Source organism: Silvibacterium dinghuense, assembly GCF_004123295.1.
Lineage (GTDB): Bacteria > Acidobacteriota > Terriglobia > Terriglobales > Acidobacteriaceae > Silvibacterium > Silvibacterium dinghuense.
The window spans coordinates 2,196,087-2,220,978 of sequence record NZ_SDMK01000001.1; the positions used below are offsets into that span (position 1 = coordinate 2,196,087).

Annotated in this window: 21 protein-coding genes; 16 read left to right on the plus strand and 5 right to left on the minus strand. The window is 61.3% G+C overall.

The genetic code is table 11. The annotated features are described in order from the left end of the window. Positions 1 to 64 precede the first annotated feature (64 nt). The gene (locus tag ESZ00_RS08690; RefSeq protein WP_129207696.1) at positions 65 to 892 is read left to right on the plus strand and encodes a hypothetical protein; all 828 of its coding nucleotides are present in this window, start codon (positions 65 to 67) and stop codon (positions 890 to 892) included. A 394-nt stretch (positions 893 to 1,286) separates the two neighbouring features. Further along, entirely contained in the window at positions 1,287 to 2,252 is a 966-nt protein-coding gene (locus tag ESZ00_RS08695) for a 2-hydroxyacid dehydrogenase (protein ID WP_188590839.1), read from the plus strand. Between the two features lie 368 nt (positions 2,253 to 2,620). Here the strand turns inward: ESZ00_RS08695 and ESZ00_RS08700 are convergent, their stop codons facing one another. Further along, positions 2,621 to 3,289, minus strand: a complete 669-nt coding sequence (locus ESZ00_RS08700) for a thymidine kinase (RefSeq protein WP_129207697.1) — start codon at positions 3,287 to 3,289, stop codon at positions 2,621 to 2,623. Positions 3,290 to 3,483: 194 nt separating this feature from the next. On the opposite strand from ESZ00_RS08700, the gene ESZ00_RS08705 reads away from it, so the two are divergent. From ESZ00_RS08705 to ESZ00_RS08760, 12 genes are all read left to right on the plus strand, one after another. Beyond that, entirely contained in the window at positions 3,484 to 3,915 is a 432-nt protein-coding gene (locus ESZ00_RS08705) for a peptidase inhibitor family I36 protein (RefSeq protein WP_129207698.1), read from the plus strand. A 183-nt stretch (positions 3,916 to 4,098) separates the two neighbouring features. After that, entirely contained in the window at positions 4,099 to 5,292 is a 1,194-nt protein-coding gene (locus ESZ00_RS08710) for a tRNA guanosine(34) transglycosylase Tgt (protein WP_129207699.1), read from the plus strand. 318 nt (positions 5,293 to 5,610) lie between these two features. Next, on the plus strand, positions 5,611 to 5,919 hold the full coding sequence (gene yajC, locus ESZ00_RS08715; RefSeq protein ID WP_229741053.1) for a preprotein translocase subunit YajC: 309 nt from the start codon (positions 5,611 to 5,613) through the stop codon (positions 5,917 to 5,919). Between the two features lie 79 nt (positions 5,920 to 5,998). Next, positions 5,999 to 7,612: a protein translocase subunit SecD gene (gene secD / locus ESZ00_RS08720; RefSeq protein WP_129207701.1), complete on the plus strand. Its 1,614-nt coding sequence runs from the start codon at positions 5,999 to 6,001 to the stop codon at positions 7,610 to 7,612. 121 nt (positions 7,613 to 7,733) lie between these two features. Then, positions 7,734 to 8,939 (plus strand): protein translocase subunit SecF, encoded by a 1,206-nt coding sequence (secF, locus tag ESZ00_RS08725; protein WP_129207702.1) that lies wholly within the window; start codon positions 7,734 to 7,736, stop codon positions 8,937 to 8,939. 160 nt (positions 8,940 to 9,099) lie between these two features. Next, entirely contained in the window at positions 9,100 to 9,825 is a 726-nt protein-coding gene (locus ESZ00_RS08730) for an energy transducer TonB (protein ID WP_129207703.1), read from the plus strand. 119 nt (positions 9,826 to 9,944) lie between these two features. After that, complete coding sequence (locus ESZ00_RS08735; protein ID WP_129207704.1) at positions 9,945 to 10,688, plus strand: MotA/TolQ/ExbB proton channel family protein; 744 nt, start codon at positions 9,945 to 9,947, stop codon at positions 10,686 to 10,688. Positions 10,689 to 10,892: 204 nt separating this feature from the next. Beyond that, positions 10,893 to 11,342: an ExbD/TolR family protein gene (locus tag ESZ00_RS08740; protein WP_129207705.1), complete on the plus strand. Its 450-nt coding sequence runs from the start codon at positions 10,893 to 10,895 to the stop codon at positions 11,340 to 11,342. Between the two features lie 63 nt (positions 11,343 to 11,405). After that, a complete protein-coding gene (locus ESZ00_RS08745; RefSeq protein WP_129207706.1) occupies positions 11,406 to 11,837 on the plus strand; it encodes an ExbD/TolR family protein in 432 nt (143 codons plus the stop codon). 204 nt (positions 11,838 to 12,041) lie between these two features. Continuing rightward, positions 12,042 to 12,860 (plus strand): tetratricopeptide repeat protein, encoded by an 819-nt coding sequence (locus tag ESZ00_RS08750; protein ID WP_129207707.1) that lies wholly within the window; start codon positions 12,042 to 12,044, stop codon positions 12,858 to 12,860. A gap of 126 nt (positions 12,861 to 12,986) precedes the next feature. After that, positions 12,987 to 14,492: an acetyl-CoA carboxylase biotin carboxylase subunit gene (gene accC, locus ESZ00_RS08755; protein WP_129207708.1), complete on the plus strand. Its 1,506-nt coding sequence runs from the start codon at positions 12,987 to 12,989 to the stop codon at positions 14,490 to 14,492. Beyond that, on the plus strand, positions 14,489 to 14,992 hold the full coding sequence (locus ESZ00_RS08760) for an acyl-CoA carboxylase biotin carboxyl carrier protein subunit (protein WP_164981410.1): 504 nt from the start codon (positions 14,489 to 14,491) through the stop codon (positions 14,990 to 14,992). The genes accC and ESZ00_RS08760 overlap by 4 nt, the downstream gene beginning before the upstream one ends. Before the next feature lie 290 nt (positions 14,993 to 15,282). On the opposite strand, the gene ESZ00_RS08765 is transcribed toward ESZ00_RS08760, so the two are convergent. The 3 genes from ESZ00_RS08765 to ESZ00_RS08775 all read right to left on the minus strand — a co-directional run bounded on the left by ESZ00_RS08765 (position 15,283) and on the right by ESZ00_RS08775 (position 18,865). After that, entirely contained in the window at positions 15,283 to 16,290 is a 1,008-nt protein-coding gene (locus ESZ00_RS08765; RefSeq protein WP_129207710.1) for a Gfo/Idh/MocA family protein, read from the minus strand. Between the two features lie 289 nt (positions 16,291 to 16,579). Next, positions 16,580 to 17,689, minus strand: coding sequence for a SurA N-terminal domain-containing protein (locus ESZ00_RS08770; RefSeq protein ID WP_229741054.1), 1,110 nt, complete (start codon positions 17,687 to 17,689; stop codon positions 16,580 to 16,582). 243 nt (positions 17,690 to 17,932) lie between these two features. After that, entirely contained in the window at positions 17,933 to 18,865 is a 933-nt protein-coding gene (locus ESZ00_RS08775; protein ID WP_229741055.1) for a DsbA family protein, read from the minus strand. A 1,735-nt stretch (positions 18,866 to 20,600) separates the two neighbouring features. On the opposite strand from ESZ00_RS08775, the gene ESZ00_RS08780 reads away from it, so the two are divergent. Together ESZ00_RS08780 and ESZ00_RS08785 are read left to right on the plus strand one after the other, a co-directional pair. After that, positions 20,601 to 21,305, plus strand: a complete 705-nt coding sequence (locus ESZ00_RS08780) for a hypothetical protein (protein WP_129207712.1) — start codon at positions 20,601 to 20,603, stop codon at positions 21,303 to 21,305. Then, entirely contained in the window at positions 21,302 to 21,838 is a 537-nt protein-coding gene (locus ESZ00_RS08785; protein ID WP_229741056.1) for a hypothetical protein, read from the plus strand. Before ESZ00_RS08780 ends, ESZ00_RS08785 begins: the two co-directional genes overlap by 4 nt. A 384-nt stretch (positions 21,839 to 22,222) precedes the next feature. Here ESZ00_RS08785 and ESZ00_RS08790 read toward each other — a convergent pair whose 3' ends face one another. After that, positions 22,223 to 24,829 (minus strand): LPS-assembly protein LptD, encoded by a 2,607-nt coding sequence (locus tag ESZ00_RS08790; RefSeq protein WP_164981411.1) that lies wholly within the window; start codon positions 24,827 to 24,829, stop codon positions 22,223 to 22,225. Positions 24,830 to 24,892: the final 63 nt, after the last annotated feature.

Consider the following 24,892-nt stretch of genomic DNA (forward strand, 5'->3'; position numbering starts at 1 on the left):
TGGACGTATCCCCGGTCTGCAGTCCTTGATACCCGGCCGGGCCGGAGAAGAAAACATCTCTTTCATGCGCTCGAATTCCTCTCTATCTTTTAAGCGTCTCGCGGCTGTGTTGCTCGGTCTGCCGCTGGCGTTCGTTCCCGCGTATGCCCAGCAGGCTGTGGAGACGGATGCGGTGACCGTTCCGGCTGCGCATAGCGACGATTCCTCTTCGGTGGAAGAGCTGCCTGACGCCCCGGGCATGCCGCAACAGGGCGGTGCTACCGCCGCTGCTGCGCCGCAAAACAGCGATAGCGCCGCCGAAGGCAAGCAGACCAAGCGCATTCTCGGCATTATTCCGAATTTCCGCTCGGTATCGGTGGATGCGAAGCTGCCGCCGATGTCGGTGAAGGACAAGTTCATCGGAGCCACGGAAGACAGCTTCGACTATTCGTCCTTTATCTTTGCCGGCCTGCTCGCGGGCGAGGCTCAGCTTGAGAACTCTTATCCGCAGTTTCATCAGGGTGCGGCGGGATACGCGCGCTACTACTGGCACACCTTTGCCGACCAGACGGACGAGAACTACATGGTCGAGTTTTTCTTTCCCGTTGCGCTGCATCAGGACCCGCGCTATTACACGCTCGAGCGGGGCGGCTTCTTCAAGCGCATCGGCTACTCCTTTTCGCGCATCGCGATCACGCGTCAGGATGACGGTTCGAGCAACTTCAATTACTCGGAAGTGGTGGGCGCTGGCGCCGCCGCCGGCATCTCGGCGCTCTACTATCCGGGCGCGGATCGCACCTGGACCAAAGTTGGCCAGCGCTGGGCCACCAGCGTCGGTCTCGACGGCATGACCTTCGTCTTTAAGGAATTCTGGCCGGACATCAACGACCACATCTTCCACCAGAAGGACTGACCGTCCGCGCGCCTGGCGCGGCTGCAGGCCGCATGGGCGCGGACTGGCCGTCCGGGGCCTTTAGCCTTCGCTCCCGTTGGTCGCGAGCCTTGATTCGTTTCATGACTTGTTTCCTGTTTGCATCGCCGAAAGCCAGGGTGCCCCGTCCAGGCTCCGCTTGGGCAGGAGGCGGGAATCTCTATAGTCCGCTCTAGCCGGGTGCCCCATGTCTCGTTTTTGAGACATGGGAGGCAACGAACCTCAGCCACAGGCTGCAAGCCAGGAAAAGTATCGGAGCCCGTCTTCGGCCGGGACGTTCAAGAGCATGAAACACGGGGCTTCAGCCCCAGCTCTGCCAGCTTCTGGAGCGAAGATTCTGCCATCATGGGCGAAGAGGGTTCAGGAGGAGAGCGAGATGCTGAAGGTCGGAGTTCCGGCGTGGATCGATGAGCACCTGCTGGGGAAGTTTCCCGAAGGGATCGCGCTCGAGCGCATTCCAAGCAAGCCGGAGCAGGAGATCGAAGTAGAGTTCTGGGTCGCGCCGACCTCGGCCAAGGCGGTGCGCGAGATACTGCCTCATATCCGTGGCGTGAAGGTCGTGCAGTCGATGATGGCCGGTGTGGACTGGCTGCGGCCGCTTGTCCCCGAGGGCGCTGTGTTGTGCGACGGCATGGGGCTGCACAATACGCCTACCGCCGAGTGGACCGTGACGGCGATTCTCTCTTCGCTCAAGTTCTTCCCTTTTTACCGGGACCTGCAGCACTCGCAGCAGTGGCAGCGCGTCTCCGAGGCGGATGGCATCTACCGGAACCTGCACCGTGGCCAGGAGCTTTCAAAGTTCAAGGTGCTGCAGGAGGAGCTTTCCGGCAAGCGGGTACTGATCGTGGGCTACGGATCGATCGGCCGCTCGATCGAGGAGCGGCTGTTGCCCTTCGGGGTAGAGATCGTGCGCATGGCGCGCTCGGAGCGCGAGGGCGTGGAGCCGATCAACCGGCTGCACGCCGTGCTGCCGGAGGTCGACGTCGTCGTGTTGATCGTGCCTCTGACCGACGAGACGCGAGGGTTGATTGGCGAAGCGGAGCTGGCGCTGATGCGGCAGGGGGCGCTGCTGGTCAATGCGGCACGCGGCCCGGTGGTGAAGACCGATGCGCTGGTGGCCGCGCTTGAGGCTGGGCGCATGCGCGCCGCGCTGGATGTCACCGATCCTGAGCCGCTGCCCGAGGGGCATCCGCTATGGACGGCGCCGAATCTGCTGCTCACGCCGCATATTGCCGGCTCGAGTCCGCTCTCGATGAGCCGGGCGATGGACCTGGCCGCGGCCCAGGTCCGGCGTTACCTGAAAGGGGAACCGCTCGAGAATGTCGTGACCGGCAGCTACTGACCCGGAAGGGAAGGTACAAGCCACTCTGGCCTATTCCGGCATCCTGCGCGACCCACATCTCGAACAGAACGAGATGTGGGGCACCCGGCCGTATCCCCAGATATCCAGACAGAAAATAAGCGACTTATATTGCGCATTGTCATTCCGACCGGAGTGAGCCGCAAGGCGAACGTAGCGGAGGAGCCTGCAGTTTTCTCCGGCCCAGGCGAACTGCAGGTTTCTCCGCTACGCAGGACCACAAAACGGTCCTGCTCCGGTCGAAATGACAACCCTTTCTCGTGGCTACATGTGGATGCGTCCCTGGGGCCGGTATCCAGATTCGGAAACGAAACCCGCGCCCCATTCAAGCCAAAGTCAGCATGAGTGGGCTACCGTGCCGGATCGCGACCGAAGGGAGCGGAGGCCGAAGGCGAATCGCCCTGCGCGGAGCAGAGCTCCATCTGGCGTGCCGCCAGTTCTTCCTGGTAGGGGCGGAAGCAGTGGCGGCAGCGGGCCTCATACATGCCGGCTGCTCCAACCAGCACCAGCGACTGGCTCTCCCCGAGTCGCTGCGTGTGGATGGCCGGCGCGCCGCAGACCATGCAGACGGCGGAGAGCTTGGTAACCTCATCGGCCACGGCCATCAGGTCGGGAACGGGCGGAAACGGCTCGCCGGCAAAGGTCGTGTCAAGACCCGCAAGAACGACGCGTTTGCCGCGATGTACCAGATCCAGGGCCAGCGGGACGAGCGAAGCGTCGAAGAACTGCGATTCGTCGATGCCGATCACGTCGACCTCATCGAGCGAGGGATAGAGCGTATCGCGCAGCGCATCCACGTTGGCCACCGTCGAGGCGTCGAGGGTTTGCGCGCTGTGCGAGGCGATGGCGGTGCGGTGATAACGCACATCGAGATCGGGTTTGAAGCACTGCACGCGCAGCCGGGCAATGCGGGCGCGGCGCAGGCGGCGGATAAGCTCCTCGGACTTGCCGGAGAACATGGGGCCGGTAATGACTTCCATGCGGCCGGGGGTGACAGGCTGAGATTGCGGCTGGATCATGAGGGACGCGACTTCCGGGGAGAGGATTCCTGAAGAGTGTATCGTCTGGGGCTGCGGATATCGGGTGCGTCAGCGCTGCCATTTTGTCGGTATGGCCTTGGACGCCCCATGGAATCCCGGTTAGTATGGCGACGTTGGCCGAGCGGGCTCACCGCCGCGCTCACACAGTCTCGCCGCAGTCACAGGAGAAAACGATGAAGCGTCTCTTCGCTGTCCTCGCTCTGTTCTTTGCCGTTGCTGCCGTCGCACAGAATTACCCGCCGGGCCCGCCGCCAGGGCCGCAGGGCGATCCCTGGGCTTATGGGCCGAATAACAATGTCTGGCGGCCGGATTGGAATCAGCGTCCGAACCCGCGCCGCGGAGCCTGCTTCTTCACCACCGCTCCTTTCCGCGGAAACCGCTTCTGTGTGCGCGCCGGTGACAGGCTGCCTGCGCTGCCCGGCAATTTTGGCGGCAATATCTCCTCGGTGCAGACCTTTGGAGGCGCGCAGGTGCGGCTCTTCAACGACCGGAACTTCCGCAACGGCAGCGTAACCCTCCGCGGCACGGTCCCGGACCTCCGCTCGGTGCCCTTCCGCGGCGGCCATACCTGGAACAACCGCGTCTCGTCGATCATGGTGTTCTGAATCCGGGTGCCCCACCCATGACGTGTCGTTTGTCAGGGGTGGGGCTCACAAGAACCCTGGCCGGGTGGAGGGATGAACCCGAAGGCGACCAGCGGGAGCCCGTGCCGAAGGCGATCCGCCCTGCGCGGAGCAGCCGAAGGCGATTCGCCCTGCGCGGAGCAGTGACCGGCTAAAATCTCCAGAGTGTCTCTCGATTTTCAGATTCTCCACGCCGCCGGCGAGGCTCGCCGGGCGACCATGCGCCTGCCGCACGCCGCCGTCGAAACGCCGGTCTTCATGCCGGTCGGTACCGTGGCCTCGGTCAAGGCGCTGCCCCAGCACTTTCTCGAAGAGCTGGATGCGCGGATCATCCTCGGCAACACCTACCACCTTTACCTGCGCCCCGGCCACGAGTTGGTGCAGCGGATGGGCGGCCTGCACCGCTTCATGAGCTGGGACCGGGCGATGCTGACCGATTCCGGCGGTTTTCAGGTCTTTAGTCTCAATGAGTTACGCAAGGTGACGGACGATGGTGTCGAGTTTCGCTCGCACCTCGACGGCTCGAAGCACTTCTTCTCGCCCGAGCATTCCATGGCGGTGCAGATTGCTCTCGGCGCCGACATCTGCATGGCCTTCGATGAGTGCACGGAGTACCCGGCGGACTATGCGCGGGCGCGGAAGTCGCTGGACACGACCCTGCGCTGGGCGGAGCGCAGCAAGACCTACTTCGATGCCCACCGCCATGAGCGCCCCTGGGATCTGCACATTGCGGGGACGGAGCTGCGCGGGATGGACCACTCCGGCACCGGGCTGCGCGGTGAGGGGCCGGACGGCTTTGCCGGGCTCCAGCCGAATCTCTTCGGCATCGTCCAGGGTGGCATGTATAAGGATCTGCGCCGCGAGTCGGCCGAGCGGCTGGTGGAGATGGATTTTCCCGGCTATGCCATAGGTGGCCTGAGCGTGGGCGAGCCGCGCGACCTGACGCTCGAGGTGATCGCCGAGACGCTGCCCTATCTGCCCAAGGACAAGCCGCGTTACGTGATGGGTGTCGGCTTCCCGGACGAGATCGTGGAATACGCCAAGATGGGCGTGGACATGATGGACTGCGTGCTGCCCACGCGCGCGGCACGGCACGGCATGCTCTTTACCTCCGAAGGCCGACTGAACATGAAAAATAAGCAGTTTGCGGAGGATCAGGGCCCCGTGGACCCGGAATGCGACTGCCCCACCTGCCGCCGCTATACGCGGGCCTATCTGCGGCACCTGATGGTGGCGCACGAGCCCCTGGCGGCGACGCTCAACACACTGCACAACCTGGCTTTCTACCTGCGGACCATGGCCAAGGTGCGGGAGGAGATTACGCGCGCGGGTGGGGCTGCGGCACCGGTCGCCGGGTGAAAATTCGGAGAAAATGGAAGCCCGGCGCAGCGAAATGCGCAGAGCGACGGGCGAACGGCTCCTTGACAGCGCCAATCCGGTCAGCGATGCTAAATTGCTAGGCGCCCCAGGTCATTTCCGCGTGTGTTTTAAGCCCCGGCGTGCGGGGCGGAAAAGACCGGCAGGCTGCCCAGGCAAGTGCAAACGAAGGAAGCAGCACATGCTGTTCAAAGCCTCCGCGACAGGTGATCCTCCTGGCCGGGGCCTTCCCTCCGAAACACCCCGAGTTTCCCATGGTCCGGGCCCGCAATGCGGGTGCGGCCTGAAAAGGATTGTGTGTTGACACCGACTCTCTTGCTGGCCGTCGCGTTGCCTCCTGGCGTCCTCCAGTTTCTGCCCTTCGTCCTGATCATCGTGGTCTTTTATTTCCTGCTTATCCGCCCGAACCAGAAGCGGCAGCAGACCTGGCAGCAGATGCTGGGCAACCTGAAGTCGGGCGACCGGGTAACGACCAACGGCGGCATCCGGGGAACGATCCTCTCCATTAAAGATGACGCCATCACGCTGCGGGTCGCACCGGACAATATCAAAATTGAAGTGGTGAAGAGCGCCATTGCCTCGGTGACCACCGACGAGCCGGCAAAGTAGTCGCACCGGCGCTCTCTCTCCACCCCAGATCCACAGCGGTACGTTCATAGCTCCATGCGTAGGAAGTTGATTCGAGTCCATGCGTAAGAATCTGACCAACAAAGTCATCCTCATCATTGCCGTCCTGCTGGTCTTCGTCTTCGGCATCATCGGTGTGCCGAAGGGCCTGAGCGGCGCTGCCCTCAAAGATGCGCTGCTCCAGCGGATCAGCCTTGGCCTTGATCTCCGGGGTGGAACCCATCTCATCCTCCAGGTCATGGTGGATGAGGCTGTCGGCATCACGCGCGACAGCGATGCGTCGCACATCCAGACGGACCTCCAGCAGGCCGGCATCACTGTCGGTTCGGTGGCGCCTGACACGTCCCGCACGGATGTCATCAACATCAGCGGTGTCCCGGCGGATCATACGAGCGATGTGCGCAGCACCATCGACTCGAAATACGGCACCGAGTACGACATCGCTTCCGGTGCGAACAATACCTTCACCCTGACGATGAAGCCGTCGGTGGTCGATGCGCTCAAGAAGAGCGCGATGGACCAGTCGATCCAGGTGATCACCCAGCGCGTGAATGAACTGGGCACCAGCGAGCCGGTCATCCAGGAGTACAACCTGGGCAGCAACCAGATTCTGGTCGAGCTCCCGGGTGTCGATGATCTCAGCCGCGTGAAGGAAGTGATTCAGTCCACCGCGCGTCTCGAGATTCACGCTGTCGATGGTGGCCCCTACTCGAGTGAGCAGGACGCGCTGCAGCAGCTGGGCGGCACCGTCCCGGTCGACGAGCTCTTGCTGCCGACCAAGCCCGGCGCCTCTTCCTCCGGCTCGATCGAGTGGTATGAGCTCAAGCGCGTCGCCGAAGTAGGCGGTACCGACATCCGTAGCGCACGCGTGAGCCAGAACCCGAACACCAATGCCCCCGAGGTCGACTTCTACCTGACCACGGCTGCGGGCGATCACTTCGCGGACTACACCGGTGCGAATAAGGGCAAGAGCCTCGCGGTCACCATGGACAACAAGGTCCAGGAAGTGGCCGTGATTCACGACCAGATTCGGGACCAGGGCAACATCGGTGGCGGCAACATGACCAACGAGACCGCCAACGATCTGGCCATGCTGCTGAATACCGGTTCGCTGCCCGCCTCCCTGCACTACCTGCAGGAGAGCACGGTCGGTCCTTCGCTCGGTGCGGACTCGATCCACCAGGGCGTCATGGCCTCGATCGTGGGCATGCTCGCGGTGATGATCTTCATGCTCATCTACTACCGCGGCGCGGGCATCAATGCCGACCTGGCGCTGTTCCTGAACCTGGTCATCCTGCTTGGCTTCATGGGCTACACGCACTCGGTGCTGACGCTGCCCGGCATTGCCGGCGTGATCCTGACCATCGGTATGGGCGTCGACTCGAACGTGCTGATCTTCGAGCGTATCCGTGAAGAGATTCGCGCAGGCAAGAGCCCGTCGGCGTCGGTCGAGCAGGGCTTCGGGCATGCCTGGACGACGATTCTCGATACGCACGTCACGACCATAGTCTCGGCCATCATTCTCTTCATCTTTGGCACGGGACCGGTGCGCGGCTTTGCAGTGACGCTGTCGTTCGGTCTGTTCGCCAACCTGTTCACGGCGGTCTTTGTTTCGCGCACCATCTTTGACGCGAACCTGAACCGCAAGGGACGCGGTGAGGCGATCTCGATCTGAACGCGCCGTTCAGGCGCAGGCGCCTGACGGCGCGTGAAGCGATGGAATGACCGGCAGGCTGAAAGGTCTGCCGGAGAAAAGTTAGAAATGCCCGGGGCCGTTGCCCCTGAGGGATGCATTCGTGGAACTGTTTCGTGAAGTGAAGATCGACTGGCTGGGGAAGAAGTGGTATTTCCTCGGATTCTCACTCATTTTCAGCATCGCCGGCGTGCTGTCGCTGCTCTTCTGGCATCACCTGCCGCTCGATGTCGACTTCAAGGGCGGCACCGTCGTGCGCGTGAAGTTCGATCAAACGCCTGATCTGGAAAAGATTCGTGCTGCAGCCGATAAGGCTGGCCTCAAGGACGTGCGCACGCAGTCCTACGGTCCCGCTGCTGGCCATGAAGTGCTCATTACCCTGGCGGAGTCCGCGACCAGCGAGGCCGCGCTCGACAAGGGCCGTGAGACGATCCTGAGCACGCTGACCAGCAATTATTCAACCACCGGTCCGGCGAACCTGGGCAAGCTCGATCTCGATAACGCCGGCAAGAGCGCGCTGACGCCATGGCTCGTCGAGCATGATCCCGAGCACCTGGGGAGCAACGACGCGGCTACGGCGCACTACACCGAGCAGGCAGACGCCATCCTGAACTTCAAGGACAACCAGAATGGCGGCCTGCTGACCTCCATCGACAGCCTCTCCGGCGTCGCCACCCCGGCGGTGGTCAACGATCTCAAGCAGTCCTCTTTCCTCTCCGGCTTTGCCGTGCGTAACGTCGAGATCGTCGGACCGCAGGTGGGCGCGCAGCTGCGCAAGCAGGCACTGCTGGCGACGCTCTATTCGCTGGCCGGCATGCTGGTCTATCTCTGGTTCCGCTTCGAGCTGATTTACGGTGTCGCCGCCGTGGTCGCGGTCTTCCATGACACGCTGATCACCGTAGGCGCTTTCTCGCTGAAGAATCAGGAGATCTCCCTCACCGTGATCGCCGCGATCCTCACGCTCGTCGGTTATTCGATGAACGACACCATCGTGGTTTTTGACCGAATTCGCGAGAACCTGCGTCTTAGCCGGAGGGAGCCTTTGGCGGAGGTGGTGAATCGCAGTATCAACCAGACCCTGAGCAGAACGGTGTTGACCTCGGGTCTGACCTTCCTCACCGTGTTGTCGCTGTATATCTTCGGTGGAGAAGTGCTGCGCGGGTTCTCATTCGCATTGGTCATCGGTATTCTGATCGGCACCTATTCGTCGATCGCAGTGGCTGCTCCAATGCTTGTGGCCTATCAGGAATGGCGGGCAAAGCGCGGCAAGGGCGCCGTGCTTCCCGCAGCAAAGAAGACCCGGGCATAGCCCGGGTCGGTTGTAGGGTTTTCATCTGTAATGTCGTTGTGTTATAGAAGCAGAACCCGCCTTTTTTCACCCGGAAACGAAATAGATTTTTTTGGGAACAAAACTGTACCGGGTTGGTGTCTATAGGTGGTAACAACGATTCGCACGATCGAGGTAGGCCATGTTTGAAGACGCTCTCATGGAGTCCGGCGGGAAGATCAAGACCAAAAGCAAATACTTCACCTTTGTGGGTATTCTGCTGAATGGCTCGATTGTCGCAGCCCTGGTTCTTATCCCGTTGATTTATCCCGAAGCTCTGCCGAAGGCGGCCATGTCCACTCTGCTGGTGGCGCCTCCTCCGCCACCCCCGCCACCCCCACCGCCGCCGCCGGCGCCGGTGCATCCGATCAAGGTCGTCCAGGTGCTGAACCCGATGGCAGCTCCCCGGACGATTCCCAAAGAAATCAAGATGGTGCATGAAGATGCGCCTCCGCCGAGCACGGCTGGTGTCGCGGGTATGGACGGCATGGCCGGCGGCAGCGCCGGTGGTGTGATGGGCGGCATCTTGGGCGGTATCGGCTCGGGTCCTGCTCCCGTCGTCAAGGCTGCGGCTCCCAAGAAGATCGCGGTTTCGGCCGGCGTAATTGCTGGTAACAAGCTGAGCGGTACCACCCCGCAATATCCCGCCATTGCCAAGGCTGCACGCATCCAGGGTACGGTGGTACTGCAGGCGACGATCTCGAAGACCGGCACCATCGAAGGTCTGAAGGTGATCAGCGGTCCTCCGATGCTGCAGTCGGCGGCTCTCGAAGCTGTGAAGACCTGGCGTTACAAGCCCTACCTGCTCAACGGCGAGCCGGTGGAAGTAGAAACCCAGGTGAACGTGATCTTTACCCTTGGTGGTTGATGCAATCGGAGTACGCCGATCCGGGACTACCGGGGAAAGCAATCCGCAGCCGCTTAACTCTTGAACTTGTGATTCCGAACTTGTGATTCCAGAAGTTACTCCCTAGGAGGAAAGATTCAGTGATTCTCGCTCATCTCAATCAGCTTGCGTTTCATCCGGCCGCGCTCGGCTTCTTTCAGGATCAGACTTCAGTAGGCTTCAGCCCCGTCGACCTGTGGAACAACATGGGCTGGCTGGCCCGCGGCGTCGTGTTCGTGCTCTTCGTCATGTCGATCTGGTCGCTGGCCGTGATCATCGACCGCTACCTGTACTTCGCGGCAGCCCGCAAGCAGTCGCGTGAGTTCGCTCCCCGCGTTGCCGGCGCCCTCAAGGAAGGCAAGCTGGACGAAGCGATCAAGGTTGCGGACCGCAACAAGAAGTCGCACCTCGCCGAGGTTGTCACCGCCGGTCTGCAGGAGTTCCGCAACTACGGTGGCGGCGGCAACGTCTCTGCCGAGCAGATCGAGTCCTCCAAGCGCGCACTCGAGCGTGCCGAGGCCATCGTGCATGCCAAGCTGAAGCGCGGTCTCGGCGGCCTGGCCACCATCGGTTCGACGGCTCCCTTCGTCGGTCTGTTCGGTACGGTTGCCGGTATCCTTAAGGCCTTCCAGGAAATCGCCACGCAGAAGACCCCCGGTATCGGCGCGGTTGCCAGCGGTATCTCGGAAGCTCTGGTCACCACCGCCTTCGGTCTTCTCGTCGCTATCCCCGCCGTGATGACCTTCAACTACTTCACCAACAAGGTCGAAGCTTTCGACGTCGAGATGGATAACTCGTCGAGCGAGCTGATCGACTACTTCATCAAGCAGAGCGGCCGCCGCTAATTCGCTCTGCCCTGACGAAACAGGGAAGTAACGGGAATCACACGTTGGCAGCGGAGTTCTGCTCCGCTGCCAACGCCCAAAATTTCACCTGGGGTCGACGCGAGGGGTGCTGCGCGAAACGGGCAGCCCGGGTGGTAGTCAGAGCCCGTTGGCAGCCAGCCGTCGCAACCGCTTGCGGACGACAGAAGACCAGGGGAGTCAAGCATGGCAATTGTAAAAAGGGACGAAGGCAAGAAGGTAAACTCCAACATCAACGTCACCCCCATGGTGGACGTCATGCTGGTGCTGCTGATCATCTTCATGGTCATCACGCCCATGCTGAACAACAAGGTGAACGTCGACCTGGCTCGAAGCAAAAACGCGGTCGCAATGGATGACGCCAGCAAGGAAGACGCTGTCACCGTTGCCGTAACCCGCGACAACAAGATTTATCTGAACAAGGATCAGACTACCCTGGCCGATCTCGGCGGGAAGGTCAATGACCTGCTCCAGAACAAGACTTCCAAGATTGTGTACTTCCGCGCCGATGCCCGTTCGCATTACGGGACCGTGGAAGATGCAGTCGACGCGGTCCGTACGGCGGGCGTGGATGAAGTCGGATTGCTGACCGAGCAGCGTACACCGGATACCAAGCCTCCGACAGGTGGCCAGTAGTCCTGGCGATCTCGAAGAGCTTTACATCGCAAAGATCTTTTTGAAGAGATGAGGAACTGACCTATGGCAATGGGAACTGGCGGCGGCAGCGGCCTTAATTCCGACATCAACGTAACGCCGATGATCGACGTGCTGCTGGTGCTGCTGATCATCTTCATGGTCATCGTCCCGGTAACGCCGCACGGTCTGGATGCGCTGGTCCCCCAGCCGCCGAAGACGCAGCAACCGGAAAATAACGATACGGCCATTGTGGTGCAGGTGCTCGGCGCGGCCGGTGGTGTGCCCGTTTACAAGATCAACCAGGACGATGTGGCCAAGGAACAGTTGGAAGCGCGCCTGGATCAGATCTTCTCGACGCGTGCCAACAAGGTCATGTTCGTGAAGGGCGATCCCAACCTGAACTTCGAGTCGGTTGCTGAAGTTGTCGATATCGCCAAAGCTGCGGGCATCGATCACGTCGGTCTTCTCACTCCCAAGATTGAAGCGGGCCAGTAGGCCCGCTTTATCAGCACCCAGCGCATCGCTTCTTCTTCCCCGGGAAGCGTTGTGCGCAGCAATACTCTGGTTTGTCCCCTTAAGGCTTGCCTAAAGGCGCAAACAAATTACAATCAGCAGCGCGGGGAGTTTCTCCCATTCGCGACCTTGAAGCATCCCAATTGTCAGGGCCTGCCTGGCGATTCGAAGGAGACGAGATACAGAATGAATCGAATTGCACGTTTTCCGGTGATGACCGCCGCGACGCTTTCGTTGCTGGTCTTGATGACCGGGTGCCAGCGCCTCAAGGCCCGCGATCAGTTGAATAAGGGAGTACAGGCGTACAAGAGCGCGAAGTATGAAGAGGCCATCAATCACTTCCAGGAAGCGGTGAACTACGATCCGACCCTGCCCATGGCCCGCGCTTACCTGGCAACTGCGTACGCGCAGCAGGTGGTTCCCGACCTTACCAGTGCAGACAATCTGAAGAACGCGAACCTCGCGATTCAGAACTACCAGGCCGTTCTCGCTCAGGACCCGAAGGACGTCAACAGTCTGAAGGGCATTGCCAGCATCTACTACAACATCGACAAGTACCAGGAAGCCAAGGACTGGCAGAAGAAGGTGCTTGAGGTGGATCCGCAGGATGCGGAAGCGGCATACACCATCGGCTCGATCGACTGGCGCCTCTCCTACCGCAACGCCGTGCAGGCTCTCAAGAACGTGGGCATGCAGGACGACGGCCAGGGCAACGTGAAGTTCCCCAAGAAGGCCTGCCAGGATCTCGTGACTCAGAACGGCCCGCTTGTGGATGAAGGTCTTGAATATCTGCACAAGGCCGTCGAGATTCGTCCTTCCTACGACGATGCGATGGCGTATATGCAGCTCACCTATCGCCGTAAGGCAGATCTTGAGTGCGGCAACGCCTCGGCCGTCAAGGACGATATGGTGCAGGTTGACCAGTGGCGCGAAAAGGCCATGGCCACCCGCAAGGCCAACGAAGAGAAGAAGGAACAGCAGCCCCAGGGCATCCAGATGCAGTAGATGGATTTCCTTCACGCAAAAGCCTCCGCATCGCGGAGGCTTTTGTTTTTGCATCCACACCCTCTACACCCTATCCCCTGCACGCTGTCCCCTATAGAATGGCCACTTGCTGCGGAGCGGAGGCGCATGTTCCGAAAGGTTCTGATCGCGAATCGTGGAGAGATCGCTCTGCGCCTGATACGCGCATGCGACGAGCTGGGAGTAAGCACGGTCGCTGTTTACTCGGACGCGGACCGTGCCGCGCTGCACGTCTCGGCTGCGAAAGAGGCCTGCTGGCTTGGCCCGGCACCGGCGCGCGAATCCTATCTGCGCGGCGACCGCATCCTCGAGATCGCAAAGCAGACCGGCGCCGAGGCTATTCATCCGGGTTATGGTTTTCTCTCGGAGAATGCGGATTTTGCTGCAGCCTGTGAGCATGCGGGGATCAAGTTCATCGGACCGCCATCGGCAGCCATGCGCGAGCTGGGTTCGAAGACCTCGGCGCGCCGTGCAGCCGACCGTGCCGGTATGCCGCGCACGCCAGGTTCGACGCGGGGGCTTGCCTCGCTCGATGAAGCCTATGCTGTTGCGCAGGAGATCGGCTATCCGGTCATGCTCAAGGCTGCGGCCGGCGGCGGCGGCAAAGGCATGCGCGCCGTCACGCATCGCGACGAGCTCAGGGCAGCCTTTGAGGCCGCACAGAGCGAGGCAGAGCGTGCCTTTGGCTCGAGCGAAGTCTATTTGGAGAAGCTGATCGAGCGGCCGCGGCATATCGAGATCCAGATCCTGGCGGATGAACATGGTAAGTGTCTCTACCTCGGCGAGCGGGAATGCTCGGTGCAGCGGCGGCACCAGAAGGTGATCGAGGAAGCGCCTTCGTCAGTCGTGAGTGAAGATCTGCGCCGTCGCATGGGAGAGGCTGCGGTGCGCCTGGCGCAGTCCGCCGGGTATACCAATGCGGGCACGGTGGAATTTCTTCTGGATAACGAGGAGAACTTTTACTTTCTCGAGATGAATACGCGGCTGCAGGTCGAGCATCCGGTCACCGAGCTTGTCACCGGCCTTGATCTTGTTCATCTGCAGTTACGTATTGCCGCTGGTGAGCCGCTGCCGTTTACGCAGGAGGAGGTTCAACTGCGCGGTCATGCCATCGAGTGCCGCATTTATGCCGAAGACCCGGACAATGGCTTCTTCCCCTCTCCGGGCAGGATCACGCGCCTCTTGCGACCTGGAGGCCCCGGTATCCGTGAAGACTGCGGCGTCTACGAGGGCTGGACCGTGCCCATGGATTACGATCCGATGCTCTCAAAGCTCATTGCCTACGCGCCTTCACGAGAGATGGCTATCGTGCGGATGGAGCGGGCGCTTGGGGAATACGTGATTGGCGGCATCCGGACGAACCTCGGTTTCTTTCGGCGTATTCTGGCTGATCCGGACTTCCGGACAGCACACATCGATACCGGCTATCTGGACCGGCTGCTTGCGGAAAATGTAACGCATCAAGTGATAAATAGCGCGGAATCCGAGGAGATTGCGGGGATCGCTGCGGCGCTCTTCGAGCGCCTGCGCCCTGCGATATCTCCCTCCGGAGGAGAGCAGGCCGGCGTAAGCCCATGGAAGGCCGCAGCACGGCAGGAGGGGCTTCGCGGATGAAGCTGGAGATGGAAATAGACGGAAAGCAGCGCCGCGTCGTGCTCGAGCCGGGAGAGAAAGCAGGCCAGTGGCAATGCGAGATCGATGGCCGGGCCTATGCTGTGGAGGCTCAGCCCGCAGAAGCTGGGGTGCTCTCACTGCTCATCGATGGCCGATCGTATCGTGCGGCGCTTGAGGAGAACGGCGACGAGACCGCCGTCCACCTCGATGGCCGTCGTTATGAGTACCGGCTCGACGATCCGCGCTCCCTCAAGGCGCGCAGACGTCGCGGTGTCGATCATGATGGCCCGAAGCCAATCCACGCGTCGATGCCGGGACGCGTGGTGCGCGTGCTGGCGCAAAAGGGCGATGCCGTAGAAGCAGGGCAGGGAGTCGTCGTCATCGAGGCAATGAAGATGCAGAACGAACTGAAGGCGCCGCGTGCGGGCACGCTCTCCGAGCTGAGCGTTGCACCCGGCGATACCGTGGCCGCCGGGGAAGTGCTTGCAGTGATTGCCTGATGAGCACAGAGCAAGCTGACAGGCTCTAAGCCGTATCCCCATAGAGATGGTCTGAAACTAAAGAACCTACCCATATCGTTGTCATCCCGACCGGAGCGTAGCGAAGTGGAGGGACCTGCGGTTTTGTTTAGCCCGCAACACTCCAACTCGCGACCAACGGAAGCGGAGGCCGAAGGTACATTCGCCCTGCGCGCAGCAGAGCCGCAGGTTTCTCCACTCCGCAGGACCACAAAACGGTCCTGCTCCGGTCGAAATGACAGCCTTTTACTATCGCTCTATGTGGATACGATCTAAGCCGCCGGGGTGGGATCGACCTCTTCGCGTGTGCCCATGCGCCAGCTCGCGTAGGCTGCATCGAGAATGCGTTGATTATGCAGGCCATCGACACCGGGTGCGCGGTACTCGCCTCTGCCCTGGATCCAAGCAGAGAAGCCATCGAGCATTCTGCTGTATGCGTCCTCGTTGGAGATGGAGATGGACTCGACTATGCTGCCGTTCTGGCGCAGCACCAGCTCTACCGGATGGTCTACGGTGAGGCCGTCCTCGCAGACAATCACGCCATTCTCGCCGGTGACTTCGACCAGGCTGCGATAGGCGGCTCGGGTGGTTACGGTCACCGTGCCCACGGCTCCGGAGGCGAAGCCCAGTCCGATCGCAGCATAGGACTCGACGTGGCCGGAGGCCGTATCGCCGTGCGCGAGGGTGGTCACCGAGGTGACTTCATCGGAGAGCAGGTAGCGCAGTGCGTCGATGCAATGCACGCCGACATCGCCGATCGGGCCGCCGCAGGCCAGAGCCGGATCGTAGATCCATTGACGCGGACTGTGGTCGGCTGCATAGGCAAACTGCGCGTGCGCAAGGCGCGGGCGGCCGATGCGGCCTTCGGCGATCCACTGGTGCATGCGCTCGACGCTCGGGTTATAGCGGAAGTTCTGCGCGACGCCGAAGGGGACGCCCGCCTCGTGTGCGGCGGAGAGCATCAGAGCCACTTCGTTCGCGTTCATGCCGAGCGGCTTTTCGCAGAGGATCGGTTTGCCCGCCGCTGCGGCCATGAGCACATGCGGCAGATGCAGCGCATCGGGCGAGGCGATGAAGACGGCGTCGATCTCCGGTGAGGCGCAGAGCGCTTCCGGCGTCTCGAAGACCAGCGGGATGGCGTATTCGCGCGCATTGGCCGAGGCCTTCTCCGCATCGCGGCGCCATAGGCCGGTGAGCTGCGAGTGGCTCGATTCACGAAAGCCCTTGAGGAGGCGGCGGACTGCATGATGGCCGAAGCCGAGAATTCCGTAGCGAGTCATGACGCCTCATCATAATGCTTCGTATACGCGATTCGCCTTCGGCGCCCGCTTCCCCTGGTCGCCACTGCGTGGGGCGTACTGCCTTCGGCCTCCGCTCGCTCTGGTCGGCGCTAACCGCGCGGCGTTTTGCCTTCGGCCTCCGCTTCCGCTGGTCGCGATCCGGGATCTTCGCGGTGGAGACGGATGCAGGGTACCCCAATCCAGTTCCGCTCGGGTGGGAAGGCACGAACCATGGCCAAGAAAAACGCCGCCCGAAGGCGGCGTTTCGCATAGAGTGACCGGGTGAGTGCTACTGGGCGCCGTTCTTGAAGGTATCTTCGGCGAGGTAGTTCTCGACACGCGCCTGATCGCGCAGCATCTCGATGTAGGCGTTCTTGAGCAGCTGCGAGCGGGCATCGCGCAGCTGGGTGCGGATGGCCTGCTGTACGCGCGGATCGCTCAGGTCGCGCTGTCCGGCGGCCTGCTTGTCGACCAGCTTGTAGATTGCATAGCCTACGGCCTTCTTGCCCGCAGGCGTGTTCTCGTAGAGGGGAAGAATATCGGTGATCTGGCCAGGCTTGAGCTTGCTGACGGCGTTGTAGACGTCTGTATCGGAGTGCAGCTGCGACTCGGAGACAAAGCCCATGTCGCCGCCGCTCTGCGCATTGTCGGGCCGCTCGGAGAAGTTCGCGGCGATCATGCCGAAGTCTTCGCCGCTCTCGATGCGGTTGTGCAGCGTCTCAATCTTCTTCTTGGCCTCGGCGTCGCTGCCGGCCTTGCTGTTCTGCAGGTTGCCGGCCTGCTGGCCGGGCGCCGGCAGCGAGGTCACCACGATCTGCGCCAGGTGGTACTGCGGCTCGATGAGGTTGAACTCGGCCTTGTGGGCGTTGTAATAGGTCGAGATGTCGCTATCGGTCACGTTGATCTTGGAGTTGATTTCCTTGTTGAAGAGCTTCTCCTCGGTCTTGCCGCGGCGGATCTCGCGCTTCAGATCGTCGAGCGTCATGTGCTTCTCGCTCAGGCGCTTGTTGAACTCTTCCTGCGTGAAGGGCGCCTTGATCTCGTTGATCTTGCTCTCGACCTCTTCGTCCGTAGCCGCGAGGTTGAGCTTGGTCGCCCGCTGCATCAGGATCTCTTCATCGATCAGCTGGCGCACTACGTTCAGGCGGATGATGTCGGCCTGCGCCTGCGAGGGGTGCTGGTTCGACTGACCGAGCGTGTCCTGGTACAGATTCTCTACGTCGGCCTTCATGATCGGCTTGCCGTTGACGGTGGCCAGCACATCCGGTCCATGACTGCGCTGGCAGCCGGCCATCGCGCAGAGCGCGGCCAGGGTGAGAACAGAAGCGGCTTTTCCAGGAAGCTGGCTCAGAGACGAAAAGGAAACAGCGGTACGGCGGACGTCAGATTTCGAGAACAAACAGTTTTCTCCTTGAGCGCGTTCCGGTGTGACGAAGCACTCGGCTGAAGGTCACACGCGGTAATGAACGCGGCCATGAATACGGGTGGCGCGGCTCTCTTAGGATATATCGAAAGCCGCTCCAGGCAGAATGGAGAGTATTTCTCCTGATCCTGGAATGCCGCCAGCGGGCCATGCCGTCTTCCGGGAGAGAAAACGGCACTTGCGATCTCGCCCTCACTTTACACCTTCAAGGGAAATGCTCTAACGCGTCCCGCCGGGTTTAGCTCCGGCCGCGGGCGCGGAAGGCGAAGCCGCCGGGGTTGTGGTTTTGGGGACAGGAGGCGGCGTGACGCCTTCGGAGACCAGCGCGCGGTCGATGATGGTCCACAGGGTCGAGGTATCGAGCGCGCCCTGCATCTCCTCGCCATTCACGAAGAGAGTAGGAGTCTGCTCGATCCCGAGTCCTTCGGCCTGCTTGATCTCGGCACGAATCGCGGTCTCATCCTGGGCCTTGACGCAGGCGCTCAGCTTGACCGGGTCGAGATGAGCGGTCGCGCCTTCCTCAATGGCCAGTTTGTCCAGCAGGGCCTTCGATTTGTCCAGATTGCGGTCCGGGCCGGTAATGTCCTCGCCGTGGGTGTGCAGGTAGTCCACGTAGGTCCAGTAAGGCTTGTCATTCTGGGCCGCAAGGCAGTTGGCGTCGATGGCGGCATGCAGCGCCCAGGGATGGATCTCCTCCAGCGGCAGATCGCGGTAGACGATCTTGATGAGTCCCTTGTAATGATCGAGGGTCTCGGGGAAGAGCTCGGCGTGCAAGCGGGCACAGTAGGGGCACTCGAGGTCGTCATAGTTCACCAGCACAACCTTGGCGTCCGGGTTGCCGCGCAACGGGCGTCCGGCATAGGGCACCATCTCGGCTGGGTTCTTCGAGATGTCCCATTCCGAGAGGCGGGCCAGCGTGTTGCCGTCCTTCGAAAGAAGGAAGTTGAGGCTCTGGGTGTGATCCGGATGGCCGGGCAGCGAGAAGGTGACCTTGACCGTGTCATAACCGGGCATGGTGCTGGACTCGCGGCCGCCGATAGAAATCTGGTACTCGGTAGGGACGTTGAGCTTGGTGCGGGCCAGGACCTCGATCTTGCGGGCGGTCAGCGAATCAAGAGGAGCCGGGCTCGATTGCGCCCTGCAGACGGCCACGGAAAGGGCCATGAGACAGAAAAGAAGGAGTCGATTGCGATGCAAACCTGCCACCTTTCGGATGGTTCGATTATCTCATTCGAGCCTCGGGGTCTCCGGATGAGGAGCCTGACGCTCGCGGGTGCGGATGTGGCGAGGCGTAAGCGTATCCATGAGCCGCGGGGGCACAAGTTATCTTCCCGTCTATCTCCCACATGGCATGAGAAATAGCTGGGGATGGTGCGGGAAGGGGCTTGGGGCGTGGATTTTGCAGGGGAAACATGAGTCCATCAACAACAAGTTATGGTTGAACCTCGCATCTCGCATAACTTGAGAATTATTTTCCGAAAGCGACATCACAACATGTTGTCGAATAGCACAACTCGGCATACCCTCATAGCTGTGTAGCAAGCGTAGTTGCAGGGAAGGCATACAGGCTTGCGTAAAAGCCCGCCTGGCTGTTGCGCATGCCTTCTCCGGAAAACCTGCCGGGTGTCATGATTGCAACTGCTGTAAGCAGCATGAACGATAAGTACGTCAGATAGGACGAGATCGTTCAGGGATGGGATAGACCGGCTCACCGGTGCGTTACCTCCAGGCCGGAAACTTCCCTGAAGCTCGGGTATCTCCGCAGTGCGCATGTTTTGCAGCAAGCTGTTGTTGTTTGTTCGTGCAGCAGGCGCGCCTGTACCGGTTGCGCGGAGAGGTCTTCCCCTGTAGCTCCTGGTCTTCGCACTGCTGCCTTTTGATTCCTCAGAGAAGCTCTAGCCACTCCTGATTTGCTTGCGGGCGTGGTTCAGGAGAGAACTATGCGCAGAGTCGTCCTCCGTGTCCGCCCGTCTGCCGGCTCGACTGCCGGCGTTGCCGCTCCATCTCATGCCGCAGCAAGCGACATAGCGCAGCGGCAGCCGCTCGTTTTCCGTAAGTAACATTCCCAATCCGTCACAGGAAGGGGAAACTACCTCACGCAGTACATCCGCACCTGAAGGAGATAGCCATGAACAAGATTGTCCGCAACGTGATCCTCGCCGCCAGCCTTCTCGCCGGCTTTGCCGCCACCTCGTACGCCGGTCTCTGCACCGCACCTCCGCCGACGCCGCACGGCCTGCGCAAGTAACTCGCGAGACCTGTAACTTATTTGCAAACTACGACTGAGATTTGAAGGAGATAGCCATGAACAAGATTGTCCGCAACGTGATCCTCGCCGCCAGCCTTCTTGCCGGTTTTGCCGCCACCTCGTATGCCGGTNGCCGCACGGCCTGCGCAAGTAACTCGCGAGACCTGTAACTTATTTGCAAACTACGACTGAGATCTGAAGGAGATAGCCATGAACAAGATTGTCCGCAATGCGATCCTCGCCGCCAGCCTTCTCGCCGGCTTTGCCGCCACCTCGTATGCCGGTCTCTGCACTGCGCCTCCGCCGACGCCGCACGGCCTGCGCAAGTAACTGGCCAAGCCTGTAACTTATTTGCAAACTACGACTGAGATCTGAAGGAGATAGCCATGAACAAGATTGTCCGCAACGCGATCCTCGCCGCCAGCCTTCTCGCCGGCTTTGCCGCCACCTCGTATGCCGGGCTTTCCACCGCACCCCCGCCGACGCCGCACGGTCTGCGTAAATAAAAGCAGAGATTGCAGCTGAAGCAATCTCGTTTTTTCGGCGGGATTGATACATTCTTTAGCTGTGGGGTTCTCCGGGCTGCAGATGGCCATCTGGGCGGCGGGATTCGCTGCCCTCTCGCTGTTATTTGGCGTCATGGTTTTTCGCCGGCGCGTGAAGGCGTTTCCGTTTTTCACCTGCCTGGTGGGCTTTGATGCGCTGCAGAGCATCGTTCTGCTGCTGGCCTCGACGCGCCCGCGGCTTTATAACGGCCTGTACTGGGGCGGACAGGTGGTCGATCTCCTGCTGCAACTTGCGGTCGTCGTGGAAATTGCACGCCAGGTCTTCCGGCCCTTTGGGCGATGGGCCAAGGATGCCCGGGCTTTCTGGATCGCGGTGAGTTCGGTGTGTTTTGTGCTGGCGCTGGGCATGGTCTTTCTGGCGCAGCCGCAGGCTCCGGATTCGGCCTGGGCGTGGGTTTTGCGCGGAGATCTCTTTGCGGTCATGCTCACCTGCATGGTTTCTGTGGCCGTACTGGTCACGGCCCGCCGCTATGGCCTCAGCTGGCGCAACCATGTGATGGGGCTGGCCCAGGGCTGGACCTTCTGGGCCTTTATCACCTTTGTCGTGGAGACCTGCCATAGCTACTGGGGCTATGGGGATGTCTATTTCTCGCTCTTCTATGTCGGGGCACTGGCAGGGGTGCTGGCCCAGGCGTACTGGATGTTTGTGTTCTGGCGGGATGAGCCGACCCGGGAAATGACGCCGGAGATGCGCCAAATTCTTGTTGAACGGCAGCGCGAGCTCGACTACTATGTGGGCAAGTTGGTTCATCGCCCGCACACGCGACGATCTTCATGAGCCTGCCTTTCCTCATTACCGCCGGGACCACCGTCGCCGCCACTGGTGTGGCGCTGGTATGGTCCATGCGCAGTACCGGCGGTCTTCAGCGCAAGGAATGGGATGAGCTGGTCGCCCTGCTCGAGCCGCTGCATGCCGGCGGGCTGGAGATGGTGGCCCGGGACCATATTGAGCCGCAAAGCAATCAGATTCGCCTGGAACCGGCGGAGATGTGGTCACTCCTTGGCGGTGCCGAGGGGCTGCGCCGTATGCAGGCCAATGCGGATGTCATGGTGGCCCTGGCTGGCTATGCCAGCCGCTGGAACCTGGTCGAGGCAGCCATCGTCGCCGAGCGCATGCGCCAGGATGCGATCCTGTTACGGCGCGCGTTGTTCCGGATTCGCGTGGACAGGGCACTGCACCGCCGTCCGCTACGCCTGCCCTTTTATCTGCAGCAGGCGGCCTCTTCTTACTACCTCATGCAGCGGCGCCTGCTTTGTCTTTACGAAACAACGCACGCGGGCCTTCGTCCGCAGCTCGCTGCAGCTCTGTAGGGCAAATCTTCCAAAGACTTCTTCCAGGCCGTATCCCCATATAGCGATAGTAAAAGGCTGTCATTTCGACCGGAGCAGGACCGTTTTGTGGTCCTGCGGAGCGGAGAAACCCGCGGTTCTGCTGCGCGCAGAGCGAATCTGCCTTCGGCCTCCGCTTCCGCTGGTCGCGAGCTGGCATGTTGCGGGGATACAACAAACCGCAGGTCCCTCCACTGCGCTTCCCCACCCCCAGTGCGCCAACATCGGGCGCGCCGGGGACCCCGGTTCGCTGCGGTCGGGATGACAACGATAAAAGCAAGTTATTTATTTTCATGCATATATAGGTGAATACAACCTATCGCTTGCTGCATGAAAGCGGCTCTGTCCTTCCCGGACAGACTTTCTTTAGAAGACGCGTTCGGCCCAGGAGAGGCTTCCGGCCGTGCCTACGTTCGCCAGGGTGAAGTTGTAGAGATAGGTCGTGTGCTCGGGCACTGTGCCCAGCGCGTAGCGCCGTACCTCGAAACTCAGCCCGCAGCAGTTCCAGTTGTAGGTGGTTTGAACGCCGGCATACTGCAGCTGGTCGAGCGTGAAGTCGTAGCCGGTATTCATGCCCACGCTCAGGCCGGTCTTCAGCGGGCTGCCGTAGACGGCGGTCAGGCGCAGCTGGTTGAAGTTGATCTCTTCGCTGCTCGACGTCGTGGTGGTAAGCGTCGAAGTGGAGCTCTTGGCGTCGCTCGGGGGGCTGGCGCCCGGCAGGGTGTGGAGATGGGCATCGGCGAGGGTAAAGGAGAAGTCCCCGTGCTTGTAGGTGCCGAAGAGGTTGCTCGAGTCCAGCCGGCCCGTCTTGGTGTCGTAGTCCATATCCCACTCGAGATTGGTGGTCGAGGTGGTCTGCATGCGCAGGCGGGAGATGATCGGCGAGTAATCGCGGGGATGTGAGACGAACGCGACGCCGGTCAGGTCGAGCGTGGTGTCGAGCACATTGCGGGTCCGGTCTGTGATGGCTCCACCGAAGGTGTTGTTGAAGAAGAACTTCTGCCCGACTTCCCAGTTGAGCCAGGCGCTGGTCTCGCTGCTGCACATGTCATCCGGGCCCAGGGCTTCGTCACCCTTGCAGGGATGCGGCTTGAGCGGCCGGAGAAAGATCTTCTGGTGCAGGTAATAGCCCAGCTCGTTGGTGTTGCTGGCGACGTCGACGGTGTCGAAGCGCATGACCGAGCTGAAGTTGTCGATACCGCCGACGTAGCGGTATTCCACCTCGGGCTCGATGGTATGGCGCAGGTCGGCGCCGAAGATTTTGGCCAGCAGGGGTGAGGAGAAGTCGCGCTCCAGGGCTGGTGGACGCACGTCGATGTCCGCTTCGAAGTCCTTGCGGTTGAGCGAGGCGTCGCGCTCGGTCGGCAGCTCGCCGATTGGCGCCGGGTTCTGGCTGCTGCCATAGAAGGTATCGCGCACCCCGACGGCCGGACGCACGTGCCAGCTGTCGAAGTGCAGCGGCATGGCCAGGTGCGGCTCGAGATCGATGCGGGGGATGAAATGCGTGGTCTGGAAGCCCGGTTCGGAGCGGGAGAGGCCGGTGCCGGTGGTGGTGACGCCCCACATCAGCGGAGTGCCCGGCAGGTACTGGTCGACGCCGTCAAATGCCAGCGTCGGCGCGTGGATGATCTTGATCTCCTGCTCGCCGGAGCTGGTGGTCGAGCTGCTTTCGTAGCTCTCGTAGCGGTTGAAGGCGACGCTTTCGGCCAGTCCGTTATGGGCGTGGGAGAGGAAGGCCTGCGACTTGACCTCGGAGTTGATGGCGACCACGTAGTTGTCTTCGAACTCCTGGCGATAGGTGTAAGAGCTCAGGTACTCGAGGTCGGCGACGGCGCGGGTCTCCGGGCCGAAGTCATGGCGTCCGTCGAAGAGCATATCGACGCCGCCCTGGTTTTCGGTGCCGGGCAGGCGGTCCAGCAGGCTGACGAAGCGGAAGGTTGCGAAATCGTAGTCGCGGCCGCGATAGCGGAAGAGCGCGCGGGGAGCAAAGCCGCGTTTGGAGTAGTACTGCGAGCCGACGGTGAGGTCGGCGCTCCGGCCGAGCACCTGGTAGTAATCCTCGCCGAGGATCAGGCCCTTGGTGGTATCGCTGCCGAAGGACGGGATGACGAAGCCGCTCTGCCTTGAGTCGCTGTCGATGGGGTGCGTGACGTAGGGCAGGTAGAAGACCGGTACACGATGCACGACCGGCAGGCCATCGAACTCAAACCAGCTGTTCGCGCCTTTGGCGACGTTGTTATTCAGGAAAAAATTCTGTGCGATGAGCCGCCAGTCCGGATTGGGCAGCTGGCAGGAGGTCATCGAGCCGTCGATCACGTGATACTGGCGTTCGCCGGTCTCGATCAGCTCCTTGCCGGTGATGGCGAAGGGGCTGGACGAGGCGAGCAGCACCTTTGCCTGCTGTACTTCGCCGGAACCGGAGACGAATTTGGTAATCAGCTTCGGTTCGGAGGTGCGTCCGTGGCCGAGCGTGCCCGAGACATCGTAAAAATGGCCGGTGTGTGCGTCAGGGTTGATGGTGCCATGGTCGGCCATCAGGTGCGCCTCGTCCGGGCCGCCGTCGATGTGCAGATGGCCGTTGCCGACGATCTCGCCAGTGTCCTGGTTGTAGGTCGCCCGGTCGGCGGAGATGATGTAGTCCTTGTAATGAATGACGACGTGGCCGAGGAGCGTGTAAACGCCGCCGCTGTCGGCTTTCACGTAAGTCTGCGAATCCGCCTGGATGCGCACCGGTATGCCCTGCGGGGGCGGCGGAACGACATGGGCCTCAGGAATCTGGCTCTCGACGCTGGCGTCTTCCGGGAGCGCGGAACTATCCGAAACAGGGGTTTTTACGGCGGAAGAGGGCGTGGAAGCGGACGATGAGGAGAGAGCCGTCCCGCCAAGGGGAAACTGCTTCGTCAACGCCTGCGACCAAAGCTGCGAGTGACACAGCAGGAGCAGCATGGTACACAAAAAAGTGCGGGCTCTCATCGCGAGGGACTTCTCAAGGATAGCAAAGGCTGTGCCGGGAGAAATCAGCGCGAAAACAGTTCG

Coding starts and splice junctions, on each gene's coding strand:
- ESZ00_RS08690 (WP_129207696.1), top strand. CDS start 65: ATGCGCTCGAATTCCTCTCTATCTTTTAAGCGTCTCGCGGCTGTGTTG.
- ESZ00_RS08695 (WP_188590839.1), top strand. CDS start 1,287: ATGCTGAAGGTCGGAGTTCCGGCGTGGATCGATGAGCACCTGCTGGGG.
- ESZ00_RS08700 (WP_129207697.1), bottom strand. CDS start 3,289: ATGATCCAGCCGCAATCTCAGCCTGTCACCCCCGGCCGCATGGAAGTC.
- ESZ00_RS08705 (WP_129207698.1), top strand. CDS start 3,484: ATGAAGCGTCTCTTCGCTGTCCTCGCTCTGTTCTTTGCCGTTGCTGCC.
- secD (WP_129207701.1), top strand. CDS start 5,999: ATGCGTAAGAATCTGACCAACAAAGTCATCCTCATCATTGCCGTCCTG.
- ESZ00_RS08730 (WP_129207703.1), top strand. CDS start 9,100: ATGTTTGAAGACGCTCTCATGGAGTCCGGCGGGAAGATCAAGACCAAA.
- ESZ00_RS08740 (WP_129207705.1), top strand. CDS start 10,893: ATGGCAATTGTAAAAAGGGACGAAGGCAAGAAGGTAAACTCCAACATC.
- ESZ00_RS08745 (WP_129207706.1), top strand. CDS start 11,406: ATGGCAATGGGAACTGGCGGCGGCAGCGGCCTTAATTCCGACATCAAC.
- ESZ00_RS08750 (WP_129207707.1), top strand. CDS start 12,042: ATGAATCGAATTGCACGTTTTCCGGTGATGACCGCCGCGACGCTTTCG.
- accC (WP_129207708.1), top strand. CDS start 12,987: ATGTTCCGAAAGGTTCTGATCGCGAATCGTGGAGAGATCGCTCTGCGC.
- ESZ00_RS08760 (WP_164981410.1), top strand. CDS start 14,489: ATGAAGCTGGAGATGGAAATAGACGGAAAGCAGCGCCGCGTCGTGCTC.
- ESZ00_RS08765 (WP_129207710.1), bottom strand. CDS start 16,290: ATGACTCGCTACGGAATTCTCGGCTTCGGCCATCATGCAGTCCGCCGC.
- ESZ00_RS08780 (WP_129207712.1), top strand. CDS start 20,601: ATGGTTTTTCGCCGGCGCGTGAAGGCGTTTCCGTTTTTCACCTGCCTG.
- ESZ00_RS08785 (WP_229741056.1), top strand. CDS start 21,302: ATGAGCCTGCCTTTCCTCATTACCGCCGGGACCACCGTCGCCGCCACT.
- ESZ00_RS08790 (WP_164981411.1), bottom strand. CDS start 24,829: ATGAGAGCCCGCACTTTTTTGTGTACCATGCTGCTCCTGCTGTGTCAC.